This is a genomic window from Pseudotamlana agarivorans (assembly GCF_001642835.1).
Taxonomy (GTDB): domain Bacteria; phylum Bacteroidota; class Bacteroidia; order Flavobacteriales; family Flavobacteriaceae; genus Pseudotamlana; species Pseudotamlana agarivorans.
The window spans coordinates 134,868-160,004 of the sequence record NZ_LXEI01000009.1 but is presented as its reverse complement, the minus strand read 5'-3'; the positions used below and the strand labels follow the sequence as shown (position 1 = coordinate 160,004).

Below are 25,137 nucleotides of genomic sequence, written 5' to 3'. Positions count from 1 at the left end.
TTCTGTTTAATTGTTTAAATGTTCAGCATAAAACCCCATCATAGCTTTATATAAGTCTAATCGGTTTTCTTCTTTATGAAATCCGTGACCTTCATCATATTTAACCATATAAGGAACATCAACACCTTTTTCTCTTAGAGCTTTTACAATTTGATCAGATTCATCGATATTCACTCGTGGATCGTTAGCACCTTGTACCACAAATAGAGGCTTTTTAATTTTATCAATGTGGTATGCTGGAGACACTTCTTCCATAATCACTTTTTCGGAAGCTACATCTTCATCATACCAAACTTCTTTCATGATTTTAATATAAGGTTTCCAGTATGGCGGAATGGTTTTCATAAAGGTAAATAAGTTTGAAACACCAACATAATCTACGCCACAAGCATATAAATCTGGTGTTTTAGTTAGTCCTCTTAGAACGGCATATCCACCGTGGCTACCACCATAAATGGCTACATTGTTTTTATCAACCCAGCCTTTTTTCACAACATAATGCAAGCCATCTTCAACATCGTCCATAGCTTTTCTTCCTATTTGTTTGAAGCCAGATTCTAAAAAGGATTTACCGTAACCCCCGGAAATTCTGAAATTAACTTGTAATGTAGCGTAACCACGACTAGCAAAAAGTTGTGCTTCAGGGTTAAAACCCCATGAATCACGAATACCCTGTGGTCCGCCGTGAGGATTTACAATTACTGGAACTTTTTTACCATCGATAGCAGCTTTGGGTAAGGTGATATACCCATGTATGTGCTTACCATCTCTACTTTTAAAAGAAATTGGGCGCATTTCAGCCATATCTTCTTCTTTAAGATTTGGCATTAAATTATAAAGTAACTTGAATTCATCTTTAATAGGATCGTAAGCATAATACATCCCATATAATTTATCACTCTGCAGGAAAATTAAATACTTGTCTTCTTCATCTGTAACACCAGCAATAGAGTAGTTGTAATTAGGAAACTTCGCAGTAATTTTTTTGTGTAGTTTTTTATAATAATCACTTACCGGAACGATTTCTTGTTTTTCTCCTTCATAAGCGAAATAATCTAATTCGTAGTTTCTTTTTCTTGATAATCTTAAGCTAGACACATCAAATTCTTTATTAGAATACAATTTTTTTACAACCTTATCTTCTTTTAAATCATATAAGTAGATTTCGGTTTTATCGGTATCTAAGTTTGAAACTACGTAGGCATCATGCGGGTTATCGGATGCATAGTTAAAAGAAATGATGCTAAAAGTTTGTTTCCAGTTTAATTTCTTTTTGATTTCATAGTTCTTACCATCGATGGTGTAATAAAAATCCATATTAACACCATCACGTAGCCTTGAGAACCCACGAAGTTTGCCATCTTTATCAAATTCATATCCGTCAATAGGGTTAGCCGCATCATCATTTTTGTAAAGCTGAACTAATTCTCCAGTTGTAATATTTATTTTATAAGGTTCAAAAATTTGAGGATTATTTTGATTCATAGAAATAATCATATGTTCTTTATCCTCTTTCAAACTATTGAGAATATTCACTTTTACACCATCAAAAGGGGTTAGTTCGGCTTGATTGCTTCCATCTAGGTTTACAGCAAATAAATGGTAGTTTTCATTACCACCTTTATCCATGATATAAACCAGTCGGTTGTTATTGGCCCAGCCAAAAGCACGAATTAATTCATCTTCTTCTTTGATAACCTGGGTTACCTTATCGGTTTCAAGACTTTTAACATAAACGTGGTTTTTAGCATTTTCATCTTTTTCTTTATACGCTAGGTAAGCGCCATTCGGAGAAAAGGAAAAGGCACTGGCTTTAGGTTTTGCAAAATAATCTTCAACTGAATATTTAAAATCGCCCTTGCCTTTCTGCATGAGCTTGCTTAATTCGGCTTCAGAGGATGGTAAATCCGTGTTACCAGGTAAGGTTTTAACAGTTTTAGTTAGTGTTAAAGGGTGATCTTCGGTGCCTGTTTGAGTTAATGTTCCTTCAAAAGTGTTCTTTTTGTAGTTCCCTACATATTTTAATCCCACTTGTTTTAATTCAATGGTTAAAACATTATCAGTGAAATCAATTTTATCCATAGGAAAATCGGCAACGCCTTGAGTAGGGCTGTCCATAGTACATGTTAATCCGTCGCCTTCATTTTTAATATTGAATAGGATTGGAACTTCGGTTTTTTGGAGTTTTATGTTTCCAGCCCACGCTCCAGTGATGTCTTGTGCGTTTGTTTGTGTAATCATACTTAAAAATAAGAATAAGGAACTACTGAGTTTTAAAATTGTTTTTTTCATTTGAATGTGTAAAGTTAAAAAATCTATATGGAGTTAATTAATTATGATGATTAGAAGGGATAAGGTGTTTTTTGTTACATTTTTTCTATTAAAAAAGAATAATTTCAAGATTTTAAACTAAAGATATCACTTTTTATCTCATTATTTTCAGTTTATAAGATGCAATTAATTCCTTAATACTCTTTTGCTTAGTGAATTCTGAAAAAACACAACATAATTTTAAGGCAATTCATGTATGATAAACCCTTTAAAGATGTTATTTTTGCACGTCATAAAATTTTTAGCATGTCGGCAACAAAAGCGGAATTAGAAGAAAGAAAAGAAGGAAAAGATCTATATAGCTATCAAAAAGGCGCTATAGATAAAATATTTAAAGCCTTCGAAGAGTCTCCAGATGATTACCATTTACTGTATCAGCTACCTACTGGTGGAGGGAAAACAGTGATTTTTTCTGAAATTGTTAGACAATATTTAAAGCACCATAAGAAAAAGGTATTAGTTATGACGCATCGTATTGAGTTGTGTCGTCAAACTTCTAAAGTGTTAACTGAGTTTGGTGTGCATAATAAAGTGGTAGATAGTAAGGCTGATTTAAGTGATCAAGCCGATTACAGTTGCTTTGTTGCTATGGTTGAGACTTTAAACAACCGTTTAAATGACGATAAACTTGATATTTCGGATATCGGATTGGTGATTATTGATGAGGCACACTACAATTCGTTTACAAAATTATTTAAATTTTTCAGTCAATCGTTTATTTTAGGGGTTACCGCAACACCTTTAAGTTCTAGCATTGAATTGCCAATGACCGATAATTATGATGAACTTATTGTAGGTGAAAGTATAGAATCTTTAATTGAAAACGGCTTTTTAGCACGTGCTGAAATGTTTACCTATAATGTAGGTTTAACCTCGTTAGTGGTTGGAGCGAATGGTGATTACACAGTTAAATCATCGGAAGACTTGTATACAGATAATGATATGCTATCCAAGTTGTTACAAGCTTACGAAGAACGTTCTAAGGGTAAGAAAACCTTAATTTTTAATAATGGTATTAACACGTCTTTACACGTTTATGACACCTTTAGAAGAGCGGGATATCCTATTGCACATTTAGACAATACCAATAGTAAAAAGGAGCGTGCCATGATATTAAAATGGTTTAAAAATACGCCAGACGCCATTTTAACTTCGGTTAGTATATTAACTACTGGTTTTGATGAGCCTACGGTTGATAGTATCATCTTAAACAGAGCGACTAAATCCTTAACCCTTTACTACCAGATGATTGGTCGTGGATCACGTATTTTGAAAAATAAGAGAACGTTTTCTGTAATCGATTTAGGGAATAACTTCCACAGATTTGGACCTTGGGGAGAAGATTTAGACTGGCAACGTATCTTTAAATCGCCAACCTATTACTTAGATTCTATTTTAAGTGATGAAGATCTTGAGAGTAATTTTAGATATGAAATGCCAGAAGAACTTCGTGCAGAGTTTGGTAAATCTAAAGACGTTTACTTCGATATACAAAAAACGTATGTGGATTCTATTAGAAATGGAGAGTCATCAAAAGTGGTTTTAGAACGATCTATTGAACAGCATGCTAAAATTTGTATTGAGAACAGTGAAGATGTTTACGATGCCATTGGTTTAGCTAAAATGTTGGGTGATGATATCGATTTTAGAATTCAGCGTTACACAAAATGTATAAGTAAAAGCACCTATAACTTTGTAGATTGGTTAAAAGGGGATTATCGAAAAAAGCTAAATTCTTATTTACGCTCTAATTTTGATGAAGTTTTTGAAGAAATTCACGGTTTTCCACCAGAAGATTAAGTCATTCCATAATAATAACATTAATAATTGTAGCTTACTTAAAATAAGGTTTATCTTTGCAGTATTATTAATTCATTAAATTCTGTCCGAATAGATAAACTATGGCAAAATCGCAAGTTACCTTTAACAAAATTGAAAAAGAGAAGAAACGTTTAAAAAAGCGTGAGGAAAAGCAAAAAAAGAAAGAAGCTCGAAGAGCGGAAGCTAAAGAAAACCCACAAGGGATTCAGTTTGCTTACGTTGATTTTAACGGGAACTTAACTGACACACCTCCAGATCCTGCGATGCGTGAAAAGATTGAAGCAGAATCAATTGAATTAGGAATTCCTAAAAAAGAAGATCGCATAGAAGAGGAGCCAGTAGCTAAAGAAGGTAAAGTGTCTTTCTTTGATCATTCTAAAGGATTCGGTTTTATTATTGATAGTGTAAACCAGGAAAAATATTTTGTTCATATAAGCGGAACTTTAGAACCTATTGAAGAAAATGATAAAGTGACTTACGAACTAGAACGTGGTCAAAAAGGTATGAACGCCGTTCAAGTAAAAAAGATTTAAAAATTTTTATCCTGTAGTGTAAGCTACAAACCCCTAAGCAGATATATGAGTATATCGCGTAAAACGATTCTTATCATTTTATCCTTTTTTGCCATCTATGTGATTTGGGGTTCCACTTATTTACTTAATAAAATAGCTGTAAGCAATTTACCACCTTTTTTTTTAGCCTCCTTACGTTTTTTAACAGCGAGTGGCTTAATTTTTCTTATAGCTAAAGTTTCTAAAATAAGTCTGAAAATTACTCCCAAACAGCTTAAAAACACAGCTATAGCTGGTTTTTTGTTTTTAACTTTCGGTAATGGTGTTGTTGTTTGGGCCTTAAAATATGTCGATAGTGGTTTTGCTGCTTTAGAAATATCTGCCCAGCCCTTAGTCGTGCTCTTACTCTTGCGTATGCTTCAAGGTAAGCGTATATCTCTCATGTCTTTCTTTGGAGTCTTATTAGGTTTTATAGGTATCTTTTTATTAGTAGGACAAAAAGAAATTTTGAATCAAGACGGACAAATTTTAGGCATGATAACCATTTTTGCCTGTATGGTTAGTTGGGCTTATGCCAGTATTTTTGTTGGAAAGGCCGATTTACCAAGTAATCATTTTGTAAATACAGGATACCAAATGTTATGTGGTGGTACGTTCCTAGGACTAATTAGTCTTATTTTAAACGAATCTTGGTCTTGGCCAAATACTTGGCAAAATGAAGTACAATGGTCGATGTTAGGCCTAATTTTATTTGGAAGCCTTATTGCTTTTACAGCATTCAACTATCTTTTAAAAACAGTCTCCCCTGAAAAAGTAGCAACTTCAACTTACGTTAATCCTATCATTGCTTTGATTCTAGGATGGTGGGTTTTAAATGAACAAATTTCACTGCAATCTATATGTGCAGCTATCGTATTACTTACGGGGGTATATTTCATAAATTCTAATCGAAAATTTAAATTAAGAGCACATGGACGTTAGAAACGCTATAAAATTCATGATAATAAGCACCTTAGCTTTTACATGTATGAATGCCATAGTTAAATATTTGACACATTATGATGCGTTTCAAATTGTGTTTTTTAGATCATTGAGTTCCTTGTTTTTTACTTTTGGATTCCTATTGAAAAATAAAATTTCAATCCTCGGAAATAAAAGAAAACTGTTAGTTTTAAGAGGACTTGTTGGGGTAACATCCATGGCTTTATTTTTTATGTCAACAAAATACCTGCCAATAGGTACAGCCGTTTCATTGCGTTATATGGCGCCTATTTTTGCTGCAGTTTTTGCTGTTTTATTACTTAAAGAAAAGGTTAAGCCTATTCAATGGTTCTTTTTCCTTGTGGCGTTTGTTGGTGTGGTGATATTAAAAGGATTTGATTCTTCATTAGATCCTTATGGTTTGTTACTCATTTTTGTTTCTGCTCTTTTTAGTGGTTTAGTTTATGTGGTTATAAGTAAAATTGGAAAAGCAGACCACCCGGTGGTGGTGGTAAACTATTTTATGGTTATTTCAACTATAATTGGTGGAACCATGGCCTTGTTTAATTGGACAAATCCCGTAGGTGTTGAATGGCTTATGCTATTTGCCTTAGGTGTTTTTGGTTATTTCGGCCAAGTATATATGACTAAAGCATTTCAAATAGCTGCTACAAATCAGGTTGCGCCATTAAAATATTTAGAAGTCATTTTTACAGTGATGTTTGGTGCTTTTATTTTCGGAGAGGTTTATACCTTATGGAGTCTTTTAGGTATTACAATGATTATTGCTGCGTTAGCTTTAAACGCTTTGTATAAAGGTAAAAAGTAGTTTACTTATTTTTGTTTCATTTAGTAGTTAAAAATTAAGATTAAAAGTCATGTCTTTTAAAATAAAAATAAACAATTACAGAAGAAAGATAATGCATGCGCTCACAAAACGTGTAGGCGCTTCATATGTAGAGCCTCGAAAAGGAGATCTTCATATTAAAGACATCAAGAAAGTTTTAATTATACGTCCTAACCATAGATTAGGTAATCAATTACTTTTAACACCATTGGTTCAAGAAGTTATTCGTACGTTTCCTGGGTGTCAAGTAGATTTGTTTGTTAAAGGCGGTGTGGCACATCCTGTATTTGAAAATTATAAAGAAGTTTCAGAAATTATTAAACTTCCCAAAAAACCGTGGAGCAATCTTTTTAAATATATTAAATGTTGGATTTCTATTAAAAGTAGAACCTATGATTTAGTAATAAATGCCGATAAAAATTCATCTTCTGGAAGGTTACTGACTGAATTAGCCAATGCAAAATTTAAAATTTTTGGTGATGTAGATGAAAGTATCATTAGTAAGTATGAAGATTATAAGCACATTTCAAAATATCCGGTTTATAATCTGAGGCATTATTTAGAGGTATTAGGTATTGAATGTGAGCATCAAAAAATGCCTTTATTAGATATTAAACTGAATGACGCTGAAATTTCTAACGGAAAAAAAGTTTTGTATGGTATCACTAAAAATGAAAAGAAAACCATTTGTATTTATACGAACGCCACTGGGAACAAATGCTATTCTGAAACTTGGTGGGAAACCTTTTACGCAAGATTACAAAAGGAATACCCAGAGTTTAATATCATTGAAATGCTCCCTATAGAAAATATTTCACGGATTAATTTTAAAGCTCCCAATTTTTATAGTGATGACATTCGTGAAATGGCGAGTATTTTTCGAAATACGAGTATTTTTATCGCCGCAGATAATGGTGTCATGCACTTAGCTAGCGCTTCTTTAACACCTACAATCGGTTTCTTTTCGGTAACTAAAGTAGACATTTATAAACCTTATGGAAATGGGAGTGTAGCGCTTCATACGGATAAGACTAATATCGAAGATTGGATCACAGCTATCGACAATATTTTAAGAAAAGATAGTTAGTGGTGCGTGCTCACTCTTTATAAAAATTACTCAAATTTCACAATTTGATAATGCCATAATGATTCATTTGTTCTAGTTTTAAGTTTTATTACTTATTAAATGATTCATTTTTAATGAGATAAGGCTCTTAATCTATCTTTTTTAAAATTATTCTAGCTTTTTAAAATTATCAATTCCACAATAAATCTAATATTATTACCATTTAAGAAGCGTTTGTAAGGATTTAAATTTTAAATCTGTTAACAAATAGCGTGATTTTTTGCTAATAATACATGTGCTATAAACGCGAAAAAAAAGTCCTTTTAATATTTAGTAATTTGTCCTTAAATATTTATTAAATTTAATGAATAACTCAAGGCGTAATCACTAAATTAAAAGATTTGAAAGACCCAGTTAACCTTCCATTATTTTCATCATACGAGTTTGATTCTAGGTTTTATGATGAATTATTTTCTAAAAGAGATGATGTTAGAGTCATTTATAAAACGTTATTTGAACTTTTTGGGGCTTACTCCGTTTCAGAATTTAATCGTTTAAATATTCAGGCGAAGGATTCTTTTTTTAATTCAGGTATTACATTTCAAGTGTACGGTGAAAATGAGGTGAATGAAAAAATATTCCCTTTTGATTTGTTTCCTCGTATTATCGATCATGATGAATGGGAAACTATAGAATCAGGGGTGTTGCAACGCAGCAAAGCTTTGAATCTTTTCCTTTGGGATGTTTATCACGATCAAAAAATTATAAAACAGAATATTGTACCAAAGTCTTTAATAGATTCCTCTGTTAACTTTTTACCAGAGATGATTAATTTTGATCCGCCGGAAGGTATCTACAATCATATTTCTGGAACAGATTTAATCAAACATTCCGATGGGCAATATTATGTGTTAGAAGATAATATTCGTTGTCCTTCGGGAGTGAGTTATGTTATAGGAAATCGTGGCGCGGTAAAACATGCGCTTTTTGGTGTATTTAATCAGTATAAAACACATACGGTTGTAAATTATGGTTCTAAACTTTTAGAAACCATGCAGTCGGTAAAACCAACAGGAGTAGATAATCCTGTCTGCGTAATCTTAACACCAGGTGTGTATAATTCTGCCTATTACGAACACTGTTTTTTAGCCAAGCAAATGGGAATTCTTTTAGTTGAAGGACGCGATTTGTTTGTTGAAAACGACTTTGTTTACATGAAAACCATTTATGGTATCGAGAAAGTCGATGTTATTTACAGAAGAGTAGACGATTTGTATATAGACCCTTTAGTTTTTAAAGCTGATTCTTTACTAGGAGTTCCTGGATTATTTTCGGTGTATTTAAAAGGGAATGTAGCTCTAGTTAATGCACCAGGAACAGGTGTTGCAGACGATAAAGCCATTTATACTTATATGCCTGAGATCATTAAATACTACCTTGATGAAGATCCTATTTTAAATAATGTGCATACTTACCATTGCAGTCGAAAAAACGAATTGAGCTATGTGCTGGAAAATATTGATAAGTTGGTGGTAAAACCTGTAGATGAATCAGGAGGATACGGTATTTCAATAGGTAATAAGTTATCAAAAGAAGAGATTGAAAAGGTAAAAGAAAACATAAAAAAGGATCCAAGAAAATACATTGCACAACCTATCATGTCATTGTCTACACATCCTACTTATATTGATGACAGTCAGTCTTTTGAATCTAGACACGTCGATTTAAGAACCTTTACCTTATTAGGAAAAGATGTTGATTTTGTATTGAAAGGCGGATTAACAAGAGTCGCATTAAAAAAAGGAAACTTGGTTGTAAACTCATCACAAGGAGGAGGATCAAAAGACACTTGGGTATTAAAAAAATAGAATATTTATGTTAGCAAGAGTAGCAAATAATTTGTTTTGGATGGGGAGATATATTGAACGATCTGAACATGTAGCACGTTTTTTAAGAGTCAACTATTTTTCATCACTGGATGCTCCTGACGAATTATCACAATCTAGACAATTTGTTTTGCGCTCCATAATGTACATGGCGGCTAACGAAATTATCGATTCGGATATTATTCTGGAAGAAGAAGAAGTGTTATATAATGTTGGCTTGAATATAGAATCTCCATATTCTATTGTGAATGGTTTTATTAACGCTCATGAAAACGCCAGAAGTGCAAGAGATCTTATTTCAAATGAATTATTTGAAACCGTTAACCGTTTCAAGCATGTTATAAAAGGATACCCTGTTGAGAAATTAGTTAAAAGTCAATTATACGATTTCACAACCATTGTAAGTAATGCAGCTTCAGAAATTAAAAGCAAAATACAAAGTACACTGTTACATGATGAAGCTTATGCCATCATTATGTTAGGTATTAATATCGAACGTGGTTTACAAGTGGCTCGTATCATCAACTCTAAAGTAAGTGATGCCAGTACAGTTAAAAAGATTTATGGCGACTTGGTAGATGGTAACTACCAGTGGTCTACCTTATTGAAATGTGTTTTAGCTTATGATATGATGCGTAGAAGCTATAAAAAAACACCCGAAAGAACGAATACCTTAGAATTTCTAATTTTAAATTCTAAATGTCCGCGCTCCATTAAAAACTGCTTAAATCAAATGAATAAATACATTTGTATGATTTCTAAGCAACATGAAAAACCGGTTAATTCAGCAGCTTTTTTAATAGGAAAAATGACCTCACAATTTGAGTATAAATTAATTGAAGAAATTGATAATAATTTAGAAGAATTTATTGCCGAATTGATTGACAAACTGGCTACTATAGCAGTGAAGTTAGAGGAAGATTATTTCGATATTTCACATACGCTGGATGCTAAAGCCAAGGCTTAAGGAGTAATTTGTTTTTCTTCAGACTTTCTTCTGTATGGTATTTTCTTTTGCTGGACGTAAATCAACAGATACTTCCATATCATTTTTTCCTGTGGAATAAATGACACCTTTAAGTGGCGGAACATCGTAGTAATCGCGGCCATGTGCTACCACAATATGCTGGTCTTTTGGCACCTGATTGTTTGTAGGATCGAAATCTACCCAACCAAATTGAGGAATAAAAACAGAAAACCAAGCATGGGAAGCGTCGGTTCCTATTAATTTTTCTTTGCCTTCCGGCGGAACAGTTTCAATATAACCACTCACATACCTTGCAGGTAATCCCATAGAACGTACACAGGCAATAGCCACTTGAGCAAAATCTTGACAAACCCCTTTTTTGGCGTTCATAACCTCGTCTAGCGGTGTAGCAATATTTGTGAAACCTGAAACAAAATCAAAATCAATGAAAATACGTTGCATGAGTTCATGAGCTGCCTCATAAAGTGAGCGACCTGGTTTAAAAGAAACTTCGGCGTACTTTTTTATTTTCGGCGACATTTTAGTGATCAAAGGAGAAAATAATACATACTGTCGCGCATTGATAATATCGGGCTCAATGCCTTTTAATAAAACTAAAGCTTCTTCTATGGTTACCTTATTTCTAGCTTCAATGTTTTCATTTGAAATTTGAGATTTATAATCCCTAGCAATTTTACTTCGAGCAATAACCGTAAGTTCTTCGTGATTTTCCTGAATAGAAAAGGTTGCAATGGTATTTCCGAAAAAATCAACTCTTTCAGAAACTTCACTAGGCGTAGGACTAATTTCTAAACGATAATCTAGTAATTCTTGACCCGGAAAATTTTTAGGTTTTAAAGTCACTAGATTATGACAAAAAGAAGCGCCTTGCTCGTACTTGTATTTGGTTTTATGCCAGAGATCGAAAACTACCATTTAATTTGTAATGTTACGTTTTACTAACTGTTTTTGTTGTAGCGAATGATTGAAATAGGTGTCTGAAATAGACATAGAAGTCACATGAAACAAATCACTTAATTTTGAAAATAACTGATCTAATTTCAAGCGTATTTTTGTTTCACTATCGACTTCAAGAATACTATCAATATCAATATTTTGCACTAAACTAAGTGCTTTTTCAATATTTTTTAAGCATTCTGTAGGCTCACCATTGGGGTTGTTATTAGGTAATTTGCTAATGTCCTTTTGTAATCGAGTTATTTGATAGGTTAAAGAACGTGTGTATTCTTGATCTAAAAGTAGCAGTCTAACGACGTTTTCTAAACTCAAATAGGATTTATAACTGTAGCGGTATATGTTTAAACTCTCATGACTTGACAATAATGATTCTAGAATTTCGTATTCTAAGTCTTCGTCATGATTTACCACGATAAGTGCTCTAAATTTTTCTATGGTCATAGAAGCTTCTTCTAATTGCAAACCAATAAAATAGAGTAGAAGCCCCTGTTTTACCATAATACTTTCTTCTGTAAGCGCCATGAAAGCAATAATTCTAGTAATAATTTTATCAAAAAAACGCGTTAAGCCATAGATGCTATAATTTTCTTCAGATTTGAAATTTTTCCAAATTTTATCAATACTGTCAAAAACGCGCCACATGTCTTTTGACCATAAATTTCGAAGCGTGAAATACGACCCATTAAAACTTTGTAAACTTTGAGCAAAACTTCCAATACGTTTTTCGTCAATGATAACCGAAACAATTTCTTTTAAAGGATCTTTAAGAAGTGCTTCAGCGTTCTCTTCATCGTAAAATCCAGGAAATGTAGAAGTTATTGTTGTAATGGAATGATATAAAATATTTAAACACTCGGGATCAGGTAGGTATTTATTGTTGTACTGCACATTGGTCATTCGGTTTAATACCATACGAATGTATCGTGCTGTGAGTAAAGTTCTTGCCACGTAACGTCCAGACCAAAATAAATTTTCGGCAGTATTACTAGGGACATCATTTATGCTGGCGATGTTATTCGGTAAGCTTTTATTCCAAGAGTAGAGGGCTAAGTGTGCTTGGTTTTGATCACCAATAACCCAAAAATCTTTGCTGGTTCCTCCACGCTGATTTGAAACAAAAAGTTTCTCGCGTTCGGCAGCCACTCGTACTAAACCACCAGGCATCACACTATATTGATCATCTTTAGCAATCGAAAATGTACGACATAACACCTTACGAGGTTCAAGCTTTTCATTAATAAAATTTGGTGCTGTAGAGAAATATATTTTCTCTTGGGCTACATACTGGTTTGGATTAGCAAGTATATTTTTCTTTAATTGTTTGAGTTCTTTTTTACTTAAAAACTCACAGAATATGATGTTTTCACGCTGAGAGCGATCTATTTTTTTAACAACAAATGACGTGAGATTTTCAAAAACATGGTTACGTTCTTTTTCTTGACCGCACCACCAAGAAGCAATTTGCGGTAAAATAAGCTCTTCTTTTAAAAAATATTTGCAAATATTTTCCAAAAAAGGAATAAGTCCAGGGTTTTCAAGTACGCCACTTCCAATCGGGTTTACAATGGCTACATTTTGAAGTCGAACCACTTCCAAAAGTCCAGCAACCCCTAAATACGAATCTTCACGTAGTTCTAAAGGATCCATAAAGGCATCATCAACACGACGTAAAATAACATCAACTTGTTTTAGGCCTTTAAGTGATTTCATCCATACCTTACCATTTCGAACCACCAAATCGTTTCCTTTAACTAGAGGATAACCCAAAAAGGTTGATAGGTAAGCGTGTTCAAAATAGGTTTCATTATGAGGGCCAGGGGTTAAAATAACCACATTAGGATTTTCTTTATTTCCTGGTGCTGACTTTAAAAGCAGTTGATTAAAATCTTTAAAAAACTCTGAAGGTTGAGTAACATGAATATTATCAAAAATCTCAGGAATCACTTTGCTTTTAGAGAAGCGATTCTCTAAAGCATAACCCATGCCTGAAGGTGCTTGGGTGCGGTCGTTTACCACCCACATGCGTCCGTCGGGACCGCGAGCTAAATCAACAGCATGAATTAATAAGGTTTTTGCTGTTTTGTAATCAATTTGGTCGCAAGCACGTAAAAATCCGCGGTGTGCATAAATTACTTCAGGAGGAATGATTCCGTTTTTAAGTAATTTACGTTCACCATAAATATCTTTAAGAATTAGGTTTAGCAGTTCAGAACGTTGCTTAATACCTTTTTCAACCAATTCCCATTCTTTCTGTTGAATGATGAAGGGGATAATATTTAAATTCCATGGTCTGTTTAAACCATTCGGATCGTTGTAAACATTATAAGTAACGCCATTTTCGGCTAAAAGCCAATCGATTTCCGATTGCTTAGCGGCCAGTTCTTTACTCCCAATTTTCAATAAATTATCCAACAGAATTTTCCAATCGGGTTTGATTGTTAGTTCTGAAGTTAGTAACTCGTCATATTTACTAAAATCCTTAAAGTAATTTTCAAATATGCTATTTTCTTTCGTCTCCATTAATTAGGAATCCTTATGCTTTAAGAGACTTTCTACTTCATAAGAAGCCGATAAATTTCTCTTTATTTTTTTCTTAAATCCAGGGTGTAAGGGAATTCAAAATTAACAGGTAATTCTTTATATTTAAAACGTTTAGAGCTTCCTTTTTCTTCAACACTTCTATTAGGATTTTCCTTATCTGGATTGATGTTTTCAACCGGATCAATTTCACCTTGCGTATGGCCAAACTCCCAAAAACGATTTATTCTACGAGATTCTGCTTCAAAACTATTCACAGGGTACTTCTCATATGAACGTCCGCCTGGGTGCGACACAAAATAGGTGCAACCACCAATAGAGCGTCTATTCCAAGTATCAACAACATCAAAAACTAAAGGTGTATCCACAGGAATTGTAGGGTGCAATGCAGAGTACGGATCCCAAGCTTTATACTTAACTCCGGCTACATATTCGCCTTTAACTCTAGTGCTTTTTAATTGAACTTTTACACCGTTGCAAGTTAATACAAATCTTTCATCTATGAAATTAGAAACTTTAACTTGAAGTCGTTCTAAAGAAGAGTCTACGTAACGCGCTGTACCGCCTCCGGTCATCTCTTCACCTAATACATTCCAAGGTTCAATTCCAGCTCTTAATTCTAAGTGAATATTATTAATTTCTACCATACCATGAAGTGGAAATCTAAACTCAAAAAATGGATTAAACCATTCCTCTTTAAAAGCATAGCCAGCTCTGTTTAATTGTTCAACCACATCTTTAATATCTTCACGAACGTAGTGTTCAATTAAGAATTTGTCATGTAATTCGGTACCCCAACGTACTAAATTGTGTTCATAAGGTTTTTTCCAGAACCAAGCTACTAGTGTGCGTACCAACAACATCTGGGTTAAACTCATTTGTGGATGTGGTGGCATATCAAATCCACGAAGTTCTAAAATACCTAATCGTCCAGAAGACGAGTCTGGCGAATATAATTTATCAATACAAAATTCGGCGCGATGTGTGTTTCCTGTAAGATCGGTTAATAAATGACGGAATAAGCGATCGGTAAGCCAAAAAGGGACCTCCTCATCTTCGGGAATTTGAGAAAATGCAATTTCTAATTCGTATAAATTGTCCATGCGGGCCTCATCAATTCGTGGTGCCTGACTGGTTGGTCCAACGAAGGCTCCAGAAAATAAATATGTTAATCCGGGGTGATGTTGCCAGAAGGTTAGTAAACTTCTTAACAAGCTAGGTTTACGAAGTAGGGGACTGTCTTGTGGACTAGTTCCACCTAAAGTCACATGGTTTCCGCCACCTGTACCCGTGTGTTTCCCGTCGAGCATGAATTTTTCGGTACCCAAACGTGATTCTTTTGCAAGATTATATAATGTAAATGTGTTGTTACATAATTCTTCCCAGTTTTTCACAGGATGCACATTCACTTCAATTACTGCAGGGTCTGGTGTGATTTTTAGAGATTCTAACCTATTATCTTTTGGAGGCTCGTATCCTTCTAAAATCACTGGAACATTAAGCTCTTTAGCAGTCATTTCAATAGATGCTATTAAATCTAGAAAAACTTCGGCAGACTCTAAAGGTGGAAGGAATAAATATAGTTTTCCATCCCTAATTTCGGAACACAGCGCGGTGCGTACGAAATAGTTTGGTTGATTGTAATCAATTCCAAAATCGCAATAATCCTTATAACGCGCTTTTACAATATTTTTAAAACTTGGGAGTCTGCCTTTAATACCAAACAGTTCGGGTTCGTAAATTGGGAAAATTTCATGTTCAGGTTTAGCTTCCAAGGAGGCCAAAGGTAATCTTAACCCAATAGGGGAGTCGCCTGGTGTTAAAAACAGATGTTGACGCCTAAAGGTCCAAGCACTTGTAAACCACTTGTTTTCAGTTTTATTTAAGGGCAGTAGGTAACCAACCGGGGTTGATGTCCCTTTTTCAAAAATGGCGTTTAGTTTTTTCTTTGCCAGCTCGTTATCTTCATCATCGGCTGGATTATAATCGGTTGGTAAATTACCTTGTTCCCATAAGTAATAGAAAGGGTCTTCGTAAGTAGGTAGAATATGTTCGTTTGTAACCCTTAAATATTTGGTAAGGGTTTCTAAGAATTTTTTATCGGTATCAGCTGGAATTGTAATATTATCTGTGTAAGTAGCTAACAGGTTTTTATTATACCAAATTGGTCGACCATCTTTACGCCAACAAATTTCAATTTGCCAACGTGGTAAAGGTTCACCAGGATACCATTTTCCTTGGGCATGGTGAAGCACACCACCTTTTCCAAAGGCTTCATGTAATTTTATAGATAAATCTTTGGCTAATTTTCGTTTTAGTGGTCCGTCGGCCGTCGTATTCCACTCAGGAGCATCTAAATCATCAATAGAAATGAACGTAGGTTCGCCACCCATAGTTAAACGAACATCTCCTTTTTGAAGTTGTTTTTCAACCTTATTTCCAAGTTTATAAATGTCTTTCCATTGGGCTTCCGTGTAAGGTTTTGTAACTCTTGGCGATTCGAAAATACGGGTTACCGAGTTTTCAAAAAAGAATTCGGTTTCACAAACATCGGTAGCTCCCGACACTGGGGCAGCACTTTCAAAGGAAGGTGTACATGCCAGCGGTATATGACCTTCGCTAGCAAGCAGTCCAGAAGTGGCATCAAAACCAATCCATCCTGCTCCAGGTAAATACACTTCAGCCCAGGCGTGTAAATCGGTAAAATCTTCTTCAGGACCTGAAGGGCCGTCTAGTGACTTTTCATCAGATTTTAACTGAACTAAGTACCCAGAAACAAAGCGAGCACCAAAACCGAGGTGGCGTAAAGTTTGTACAAAAAGCCAAGCGAAATCACGACAAGAGCCATTTTTGCGTTCTAGAGTTTCCTCACAAGATTGCACACCAGGCTCCATACGAATGTTATAGCTTAAATATTCGTATATCTTCCTATTAATATCAATTAAAAAATAGATGGTTTTTCGCGGTGTATAATCGATTGTTTTTATAAAATCTTTTAGTAAATCGCCATCATCGGTAATTTCTAAATAAGGAAGAAGCTCTTTTTTAATAGTATCAGTATATTCAAAAGGATACTCTTCGGCAGATTCTTCAATAAAGAAATCGAAAGGATTAATGGTCTTTAAATCGGCAATAATCTCGACATCAATAGAAAGTTCGTCTGTTTTTTCAGGAAACACTAATCGCGCTACATAATTTCCAAAAGGGTCTTGCTGCCAATTAAAAAACTGTTCTTCTGGTTTAATTTTTATGGAGTAAGACTCAATTGGTGTTCTTGAGTGTGGCGCTGGCCGCAGTCGGAATATGTGTGGGGATAAAGAAACTTTTCTATCGTACTTATACTTTGTTTTGTGGGAGATTACGATTTTTAACGCCATAAATTACCGTGTAAATAGCAGATTTTACTGCTAGAGTTTAACTTAACACCAACTAAAATTTAAAAAATAAACATTTTGGAAAATCTAATATACCCCCTTTAAAATGAAAGGAAGTACTTTTTACTATTTCAAAATGATAAAAATATTAGTTAATTATAAAATTAGTAATAAAAGCTTAAAAACCTTCTGAAAATGTATATATAATAGCTCTGTTTTTATGTGAAAATGATAGTTTTTTGATGGGATTATTATGATATTCACACATGGCAATAAAATAAACGCAAATGTGTGTCATCTAACCTAGTGTTCTAGTATGGGCATTAGAACAACTTCCAGTAGGCTTGATGATGATTAAATCATTTAAGCTTTAGATTATGACCACCAGACCACAAAACATTTTTGAATGCGACCTTTTGGAAATTTAATCCAACAAAGTGGTGCCGTTTTTTGTTGGATAACGGGTTCTATGCTATCACAAAAGACTGAATAAGAACACCAATCGACTTGATTTTGGGTTTCTTGTAGCCAATCAATTTTGTCGGGCATAAAAAACTTACAGTGTTGTAATTCAGTGATTCTAGTATAATGGATATAGAATCCACTAATACATGCTGAATTAAGGATATCAAATGGGGCATCAATATCTTCAAAAGGGAGGAATAATTGAGCTTTAAAATACACCTGCTGTTTTATGCTTTCGGATTGTAGTTGCAGTGGTTTTAATACTTTTTGTGTATGTTCATTATAAAGTAAAGGAAGTTGTTTGTCTTTAAGTTTTGTTATTTTTTTTAATAACGTATCCTTTCTGTTGGGACCAATCCAATGCTCGATTTCTGTTTGGCCATGGTTCGGATCATACAAGTAAAATTTATAGACAATTTCAAGATGAATAAGGGTTTGGTCTAGCTGTAAAATACAATCTATTTCACCAATAGTTTGCTTATTGTTTTGAATTTGAGTGTTTTTTAAAAGTATATTGATGTCGTTATAGCTTGATAATTGAAAGAATACAAACTGCTCAACACGTTTTCCTAAACGTAGATTTGGTTGTTCATGCGTCGTAAATTGTGATACATCTTGTTCTGGAAGTAATAACTGCTGTAATCCCATGACATCTGACTTTTTCCATAGTAAAGGAGTGTTTACAAAGCCCTGATATTGTAGCTGTAATTGGTTTTTCTTGAAACTCATAAGTGCTAAAATTAGGATTTACATTTGAAATACCTTCATTTATATGTAAATTAACATCGTATAACCGACGGTTATCATCTTTAATTTCCTCGTTATAACCTTTTAAATATTTCAAGATGAAAAATAATATCATTAAATACATATTGGCCACTTTTGTAGTATTACTTATGGCTTGTGGTTCTGGAAAAACGAATGCGACTCAAGCAGAATTAGACCGATTAGCTACTACAGTTAACAATAAAGATTTTAAAATTGTTTCAGATTGGGCTTTTCCAACCACTACAATGGCCATGCAACAAGCGGCTCGATTATTACCTCCTGGGAATCAGGGCGGATCTGTGAATTTAATAGGAAACAGCAATTTTTTGACGATTTCAGGAGATAGTATCACCTCATATTTGCCTTATTTTGGAGAGCGACAAATGGGAGGAAGTTATGGTGGTGATGATAGCGCCATTGCTTTTAAAGGGCTTATGAAAAATTATAAAGTCACGCAAAAGAAGGATTCTAGTTATGATATTTCATTTGAAGCAAAAAGTAACTCGGAAAACTTTCGAGTTAATATCACCCTATTTCCAAATTTAAAATCTGAAATGATTTTAACTGGTAACACAAGAACACCTATACGTTATTCAGGTTCTATTCAAAATAAAACGGAATCCGATTAGAATCAAAAATACGACTAACTATAAAATTTAAATAGTTACTTTTCCATTTCAAAAAGATACAAGGATATAAATGGATTCTCTTACCCAAATCGTTTTAGGTGCCGCCGTTGGTGAAGCTGTATTAGGTAAAAAAATAGGCAATAAAGCTATGCTATATGGTGCTATTGCAGGCACCATTCCAGATTTAGATGTATTAGCATCACATTTTACTGATACGGTTTCAGCTTTAGAAATTCATCGCGGATTTACACATTCCATCTTTTTTTCGGTTATTTTCGGACCTATTTTTGGTTGGATCGTCTCCAAGTATGAAAAATATAAAGATTTTAAGGGCTGGTCCTGGCTCTTTTTCTGGTGTTTTATAACCCATCCGCTTCTAGATGCTTTTACGACATGGGGAACACAGCTGTTTTGGCCTATAGATTACCCTCTTGCTTTTAAGTCGATTTTTGTTATAGATCCTCTCTACACATTGCCATTTATTATTTTTTTAATTCTAACGATGTTTCAGAAAAGAGTATCACGAAAAAGGCGTCTCTATAATAATTACGGACTTATGGTGAGTAGTGCTTATTTAGTTATCACAGTCCCGTTAAAAGGATGGGCTTATACTAAATTTGAGAAAGATCTAACAACTCAAAACATATTATATACTCAAATTGATACACGACCTACACCGTTAAATACCATTTTATGGACTGCAAATATTGATACCAAAGATGCTTATTTGGTAGGGTATTATTCTTTTTTTGATACAAAGCCCATAACATTCCATAGATACCCTAAACATCATGAATACTTGGGAGATTTGAGAAATAACGACAAAGTAAAACGTATGATTCATATCTCGAAAGGTTGGTATACTATTACAAAGAAGAATGACAAACTATATTTTAACGACCTCCGTTTTGGAACCATGGGGATTAAACCCGATAACAATCAGTTTGTTTTTCAATATGAAATTCAAGTTTTGGAAAACGGAGAAGTTATTTTTGTAGAAACTCCAAAAGATGGTAGAGATGCTAAGAATCTAATGGCGGATTTATGGGTTCGTATCAAAGGAAATTAAAATACTAAAAGTTGTTTTCAGTTTCAGAACTTCTTTTGACACTTTAAATTGACTTTCAAAGTACCTTAGTGAACTTCTAATAGTTTGTGTTTGGCCTAAATATCATAACAATTTCATCTTATAAAGGAATTACGAAGTAAATAGTAATCCCCAGAGCAAAAGTGTCGCTATCTTTGCTCAAAAAAATAGCCATGTTAAAACAGTTTTCAGATTTAGGAATTAACGAACAACTCCAACAAAGTTTAATCGATTTACAAATTTCTGAACCAACAGATGTTCAGAAAAAAGCGATTCCGGTAGTTTTAAATCAGAAAGATGATCTGGTTGTTTTAGCAAAAACAGGTACAGGAAAAACAGCCGCTTTTGGCTTGCCTTTATTACAATTGGTAGATGTAGAAAATAAAGATATTCAAACCTTAATCCTTGCACCTACAAGAGAACTAGGACAGCAGATTTATAACAATTTACAATCTTTAGCTTCAAATAGCGCAGAAATTAAAATCGTCTCTTTATGCGGAGGAACACCCATAAAGCCACAGATTGAAGCTTTAACCAATCAGCCTCAAATTATAATTGCTACACCTGGTCGTTTGGTAGATTTAGTTAAACGTGAAGCCATTAATCTGAAAAGCATAAATTATTTTGTTTTAGATGAAGCTGATGAAATGGTAAGTGCTTTAAAGGAAGAGGTGGATGCCATTATAGATGAGCTTCCTAAAACCAGAAGAACCTTATTATTTACAGCAACCATGCCTGGTTACATAAAACAAATGGTTCAAAATTACATGTCTAAACATGTAGTACATATTGAAGCCGATATGGAAACGGTTGGTCATCAAGCTATCGATCATCAATATGTTGTTGTAGAGCCTATTGAAAAATTAGAGGTTTTAATGCATTTTTTAAACTCTAGAGAAGGAGAACGTGGTATTATTTTTTGTAAAACCAAGGCTGCTGTTAATAAATTGGCTAAAAATTTAGCGATTAATAAATTTTCATCAGGAGCGTTACATGGTAGTTTGTCTCAAGGTATTCGTGATCGTATTATGGGGCAATTTAGAGATGAACATATCGATATTTTGGTTGCTACCGATTTAGCTGCTCGTGGTATTGATGTTAAAAACCTGTCTTACGTTGTAAATTATCATTTACCAGATACTTATGATGCCTATGTACATAGAAGTGGAAGAACGGCTAGAGCAGGAGCAAAAGGGCTTTCTTTAACCATTTTACAGGAAGAAGAAGTTATTGATATCGCCGATTTTGAAGATGAATTAGGCATTACTTTTAAGACCTTTAAAAAAGCCGATGCTCAAAGTATAGAAGAAAATAATACGTTGTTATGGGCTAAAAAAATATTTAAAACTAAACCTAATCGTGAGGTTTCAGAAGATTTAAAAGCTAAGATAAAAACCATATTTCATCATTTAACCAAAGAAGAACTAGTTGATAAAATATTAGCAAATTATTTAGCTCAAAACGCCACGGTAATTCCAAATCCTGAAGGCGCTAAAAAGCATAAAAAGAAAAAGCAATAATGGCTAACGACATAAAAAATCAACAGGATATTTTAAATAAATTAAATATTCAAGCTTTAAATCCGATGCAAGAAGAGGCTTTTTCGGTTATCGAATCGAATACAAATACTGTTTTATTGTCACCGACTGGAACGGGGAAAACACTAGCGTTTTTACTACCCTTATTAGAAGTTTTGGATCCTGAATCGCAAGAAATTCAGGCGTTGGTTATCGTGCCATCAAGAGAATTAGCGATTCAAATTGAACAAGTGGTACGCTCGATGGGATCTGGTTTTAAAGTGAATGCCGTTTATGGAGGCAGACCTATTTCCAAAGATAAAATTGAAATAAAGCATAATCCTGCCATTTTAATCGGAACGCCGGGAAGATTATTAGATCATTTTGATGCCAATCGTTTTGAAAAAACAAGCATTAAAACGCTTATTCTAGATGAATTTGATAAATCACTAGAAGATGGTTTTGAAGAAGAAATGAAGGCCATTATTGGGCAATTACCAAGTATTAACAAACGTATTTTAACCTCAGCAACGCAAGGTGTTAAAATCCCTGGTTTTGTAAGGTTGGACAAGCCTATTACAGTCAATTACTTAAACACCAAAAAAACATCGCAATTAGCCATAAAAACCGTGGTTTCTCCAAAGGCTAATAAGTTAGGGACTTTGTTAGAATTGGTAGCGCATATTGGCGACAAACCTGGCATTATATTTTGTAATTTAAGAGATAGCATTAGCGAAGTGAGTGCTTTTTTAAAACGCAACAAAATTAGTCATGCTTGCTTTTCTGGTGGGATGGAGCAAAAAGACAGAGAAAGGGCGCTAATAAAGTTTAGAAACGGAAGTTGTCAGGTTTTAGTGGCTACAGATTTGGCGGCTCGAGGGATTGATATTCCAGAAATGAATCATATCATTCATTATGAATTACCACGTCACGAAGAAGAGTTTATTCACAGAAACGGAAGAACAGCGCGTGTTAACGCTAAAGGAACGGCCTATATTTTAAAGTGGGAGAACGAAATATTACCAGAATTTATCAAAGATGTTAAGGGTATCAATATTTCAAAGAAAGCCCCTAAAATTGAACAATATTGGGAAACCTTGTTTATTTCTGGTGGCCGAAAAGATAAAATTTCAAAAGGTGATATAGCAGGATTATTTTTTAAACAAGGCGGTATAAATAAAGACCAGCTGGGTGTTATTGAACTTAAAGTAGACTGTGCTTTTGTAGGAGTTCCGTTAGCTCTAGCTAATACTTTAGTTCAAAAACTAAACAACACCAGATTAAAAAACAAGAAGGTTCGTGTAACCGTCTTATAATCAGTGATTTTTTAATTGTTGCTTTTTGTATTTCATGTGATTTTTACACCTACTTTTGCTGCTTCAAAATAAAGATGATATGAAGCGCATAAATGAATATAAAAAACTCTTTGGAGTTGAAAACGAAATCGAGTTAAAGGCTTTAAAGAAAAGTTACCGGGATTTGGTTAAAGCATGGCATCCTGATAAGTTTCAAGATGGTGATGCTTTAAAAGAAGAAGCTGAAATTAATAGCCGTAAAATTATTGATGGCTACCATTTTCTAGTAAGTATTGCGCCAGAAACCTTAGCAGCGAATTTAGAAGCCTATACAGAAACCATTACAAATTCTGGTATTGCCGATTACCATCACAAAGGTTTGTTGCTAGAAATCACTTTTACGGATGGTACCACCTATGAGTATTTTGGGGTTACAAAACAGGTTTATATTAAAATGATTAATAGTAATAAACTAAATCGATTTGCTAAACGCTCTATTTATCCTAAGTATCAATATAGAATGGCAAAACGTGAGCTTGAAACAGCTTAATTAACCTTTTATAAAACTTTAAAAAAGCTCTAGTCTGTCTAGAGCTTTTTTAATTTAGTCCATGGTCTCAAAAAATCTCATCGTTAAAATACGGGGATTCGTCTAGAAAAAAGTGGCAAACTTATATTGTCTTTTATATGTAGAGGATATAATCTGAATTTTGAAGTGTTAAATGATAAACACATTCAAAACAATGAAAATAATTTCTCAAATATTTTGCTTTTTCTTTGTGATTATAGTTTCAGCTCAAACTAATGACACTATAGCAAAACCACAAATATGGTCGTTAGAAGATTGTATTAATTATGCCGTAGTAAATAATATTACAGTTAAAGATGCCGATTTAGGAAAGGAAATTTCGGAGGTTGATTACAATCGTGCAAAATCTCAAAAATTGCCGAATCTATTTGGTAGCCTTTCTCAAAATTTTTCTAACGGAAATACCATCGACCCAATTACGAGCGATTATGTAACAGATCAGATATACTCTTCAAATATAGGAGTTACAAGTTCCATGACGCTGTATCAAGGGAGCCAGCTTACAAATCAGGTTAAACAAAACAAATTATTTGTTGAGCAAAATGAATTTTTAGTAGAAGAAGCTAAAAATAATATTATCGTCAGTATTTTAGAAAACTACCTTCAAATACTATACGCTAAAGAAGATATTCTTATTGCAGAAAATAATTTAGTAGCTTCAGAAAACGAAGTGGTTCAAGCTAAAGCGCGTTTGGATGCTGGTACTATAGCTCTAAACGATTATACCGAAGCTCAATCGCAAGCAGCAACTAATAAGTATAATGTTATTACTGCGAAAAACAATTATCAGCAATACCTTATTACTTTAAAACAACTTTTAGAACTCGGACCTCTAGATACTATTGAAGTTGAATCAATTCCTGACGATATAGATCTAATTAATCTTGAAGAGGATAAAATAGCTATTTATAATAAAGCGCTAAATATACTTCCAGAAATGAATACTAGCGATTTAGATATCGCTATAAATGAAAAGGAACTACAAATTGCTAAAGGCGCCTATTTGCCAACGTTATCATTAATAGGGAGCGTAGGTTCTGGGTATACAAGTATTGCCGATGTGAATTTTGCTGATCAATTGAATATCAATTTTAATCAGAAAATAGGATTGAGTTTATCGATTCCCATTTTTAATAGAAACGAAACAAAAAATGCTGTAAAAACAGCTGAGATTAATATAGAACGGGCTCAAATTCAGAAGCAATCTACAGAGAAAGAAATATTTAAAAAAGTAGAAACTGCTTATCAAAACGCACTGTCGGCCCAAAAACAACTTTTAGCAGCCGAGGCTTCACAAGAATCAGCTTTACAATCGTATAATTTAGCTAAAACTAAATACGAATTAGGTGACTTAAGTACCACAGATTTAATTATTAATCAAAACACTTATACTACTGCACAACAGAATTATAATCAGGCCAAATACTTAAATATTTTATATCACCAATTACTTCAATTTTATCAAGGAAACGACATTAAATTATAA

Annotated in this window: 18 protein-coding genes; 13 read left to right on the top strand and 5 right to left on the bottom strand. The window is 33.8% G+C overall.

All coding sequences use genetic code 11. The features are described 5' to 3' along the window. Positions 1–6: 6 nt before the first annotated feature. Positions 7–2,292 carry a S9 family peptidase gene (locus A6I66_RS11250; RefSeq protein WP_084399637.1) on the bottom strand — a complete coding sequence of 762 codons (2,286 nt, stop codon included), beginning with the start codon at positions 2,290–2,292 and terminating at the stop codon, positions 7–9. 285 nt (positions 2,293–2,577) lie between these two features. Here A6I66_RS11250 and A6I66_RS11245 point away from each other — a divergent pair, with 285 nt between their 5' ends. The 7 genes from A6I66_RS11245 (at position 2,578) to A6I66_RS11215 (ending at position 10,411) form a co-directional block, all read left to right on the top strand. Beyond that, positions 2,578–4,131 carry a DEAD/DEAH box helicase gene (locus tag A6I66_RS11245; protein WP_067149435.1) on the top strand — a complete coding sequence of 518 codons (1,554 nt, stop codon included), beginning with the start codon at positions 2,578–2,580 and terminating at the stop codon, positions 4,129–4,131. Between the two features lie 101 nt (positions 4,132–4,232). Further along, complete coding sequence (locus A6I66_RS11240; RefSeq protein WP_067149307.1) at positions 4,233–4,685, top strand: cold-shock protein; 453 nt, start codon at positions 4,233–4,235, stop codon at positions 4,683–4,685. Between the two features lie 45 nt (positions 4,686–4,730). Beyond that, complete coding sequence (locus tag A6I66_RS11235) at positions 4,731–5,645, top strand: EamA family transporter (protein WP_067149305.1); 915 nt, start codon at positions 4,731–4,733, stop codon at positions 5,643–5,645. Further along, positions 5,635–6,474: a DMT family transporter gene (locus A6I66_RS11230; RefSeq protein WP_067149303.1), complete on the top strand. Its 840-nt coding sequence runs from the start codon at positions 5,635–5,637 to the stop codon at positions 6,472–6,474. The genes A6I66_RS11235 and A6I66_RS11230 overlap by 11 nt, the downstream gene beginning before the upstream one ends. Before the next feature lie 49 nt (positions 6,475–6,523). After that, on the top strand, positions 6,524–7,579 hold the full coding sequence (locus A6I66_RS11225; RefSeq protein WP_067149302.1) for a glycosyltransferase family 9 protein: 1,056 nt from the start codon (positions 6,524–6,526) through the stop codon (positions 7,577–7,579). Positions 7,580–7,959: 380 nt separating this feature from the next. Next, complete coding sequence (locus A6I66_RS11220) at positions 7,960–9,426, top strand: circularly permuted type 2 ATP-grasp protein (protein WP_067149299.1); 1,467 nt, start codon at positions 7,960–7,962, stop codon at positions 9,424–9,426. Positions 9,427–9,433: 7 nt separating this feature from the next. Next, a complete protein-coding gene (locus A6I66_RS11215; RefSeq protein WP_067149297.1) occupies positions 9,434–10,411 on the top strand; it encodes an alpha-E domain-containing protein in 978 nt (325 codons plus the stop codon). An 18-nt stretch (positions 10,412–10,429) separates the two neighbouring features. On the opposite strand, the gene A6I66_RS11210 is transcribed toward A6I66_RS11215, so the two are convergent. From A6I66_RS11210 to A6I66_RS11195, 4 genes are all read right to left on the bottom strand, one after another. Further along, entirely contained in the window at positions 10,430–11,347 is a 918-nt protein-coding gene (locus tag A6I66_RS11210) for a transglutaminase family protein (RefSeq protein WP_067149295.1), read from the bottom strand. Then, a complete protein-coding gene (locus A6I66_RS11205; RefSeq protein WP_067149293.1) occupies positions 11,348–13,909 on the bottom strand; it encodes a circularly permuted type 2 ATP-grasp protein in 2,562 nt (853 codons plus the stop codon). A 62-nt stretch (positions 13,910–13,971) separates the two neighbouring features. Beyond that, a complete protein-coding gene (locus A6I66_RS11200) occupies positions 13,972–17,304 on the bottom strand; it encodes a transglutaminase family protein (RefSeq protein WP_067149291.1) in 3,333 nt (1,110 codons plus the stop codon). A gap of 372 nt (positions 17,305–17,676) precedes the next feature. Further along, positions 17,677–18,495: a DUF1853 family protein gene (locus tag A6I66_RS11195; protein WP_067149289.1), complete on the bottom strand. Its 819-nt coding sequence runs from the start codon at positions 18,493–18,495 to the stop codon at positions 17,677–17,679. A 116-nt stretch (positions 18,496–18,611) separates the two neighbouring features. On the opposite strand from A6I66_RS11195, the gene A6I66_RS11190 reads away from it, so the two are divergent. The 6 genes from A6I66_RS11190 to A6I66_RS11165 all read left to right on the top strand — a co-directional run bounded on the left by A6I66_RS11190 (position 18,612) and on the right by A6I66_RS11165 (position 25,137). Next, the gene (locus tag A6I66_RS11190) at positions 18,612–19,163 is read left to right on the top strand and encodes a DUF4251 domain-containing protein (RefSeq protein ID WP_067149287.1); all 552 of its coding nucleotides are present in this window, start codon (positions 18,612–18,614) and stop codon (positions 19,161–19,163) included. 70 nt (positions 19,164–19,233) lie between these two features. Next, positions 19,234–20,232 (top strand): metal-dependent hydrolase, encoded by a 999-nt coding sequence (locus tag A6I66_RS11185; RefSeq protein WP_067149285.1) that lies wholly within the window; start codon positions 19,234–19,236, stop codon positions 20,230–20,232. Positions 20,233–20,423: 191 nt separating this feature from the next. Continuing rightward, positions 20,424–21,770 carry a DEAD/DEAH box helicase gene (locus A6I66_RS11180; protein ID WP_067149283.1) on the top strand — a complete coding sequence of 449 codons (1,347 nt, stop codon included), beginning with the start codon at positions 20,424–20,426 and terminating at the stop codon, positions 21,768–21,770. Next, the gene (locus A6I66_RS11175; RefSeq protein ID WP_067149280.1) at positions 21,770–23,083 is read left to right on the top strand and encodes a DEAD/DEAH box helicase; all 1,314 of its coding nucleotides are present in this window, start codon (positions 21,770–21,772) and stop codon (positions 23,081–23,083) included. Before A6I66_RS11180 ends, A6I66_RS11175 begins: the two co-directional genes overlap by 1 nt. A 79-nt stretch (positions 23,084–23,162) precedes the next feature. After that, positions 23,163–23,612 (top strand): KTSC domain-containing protein, encoded by a 450-nt coding sequence (locus A6I66_RS11170; protein WP_067149433.1) that lies wholly within the window; start codon positions 23,163–23,165, stop codon positions 23,610–23,612. Positions 23,613–23,805: 193 nt separating this feature from the next. After that, positions 23,806–25,137 (top strand): TolC family protein, encoded by a 1,332-nt coding sequence (locus A6I66_RS11165; RefSeq protein ID WP_067149278.1) that lies wholly within the window; start codon positions 23,806–23,808, stop codon positions 25,135–25,137.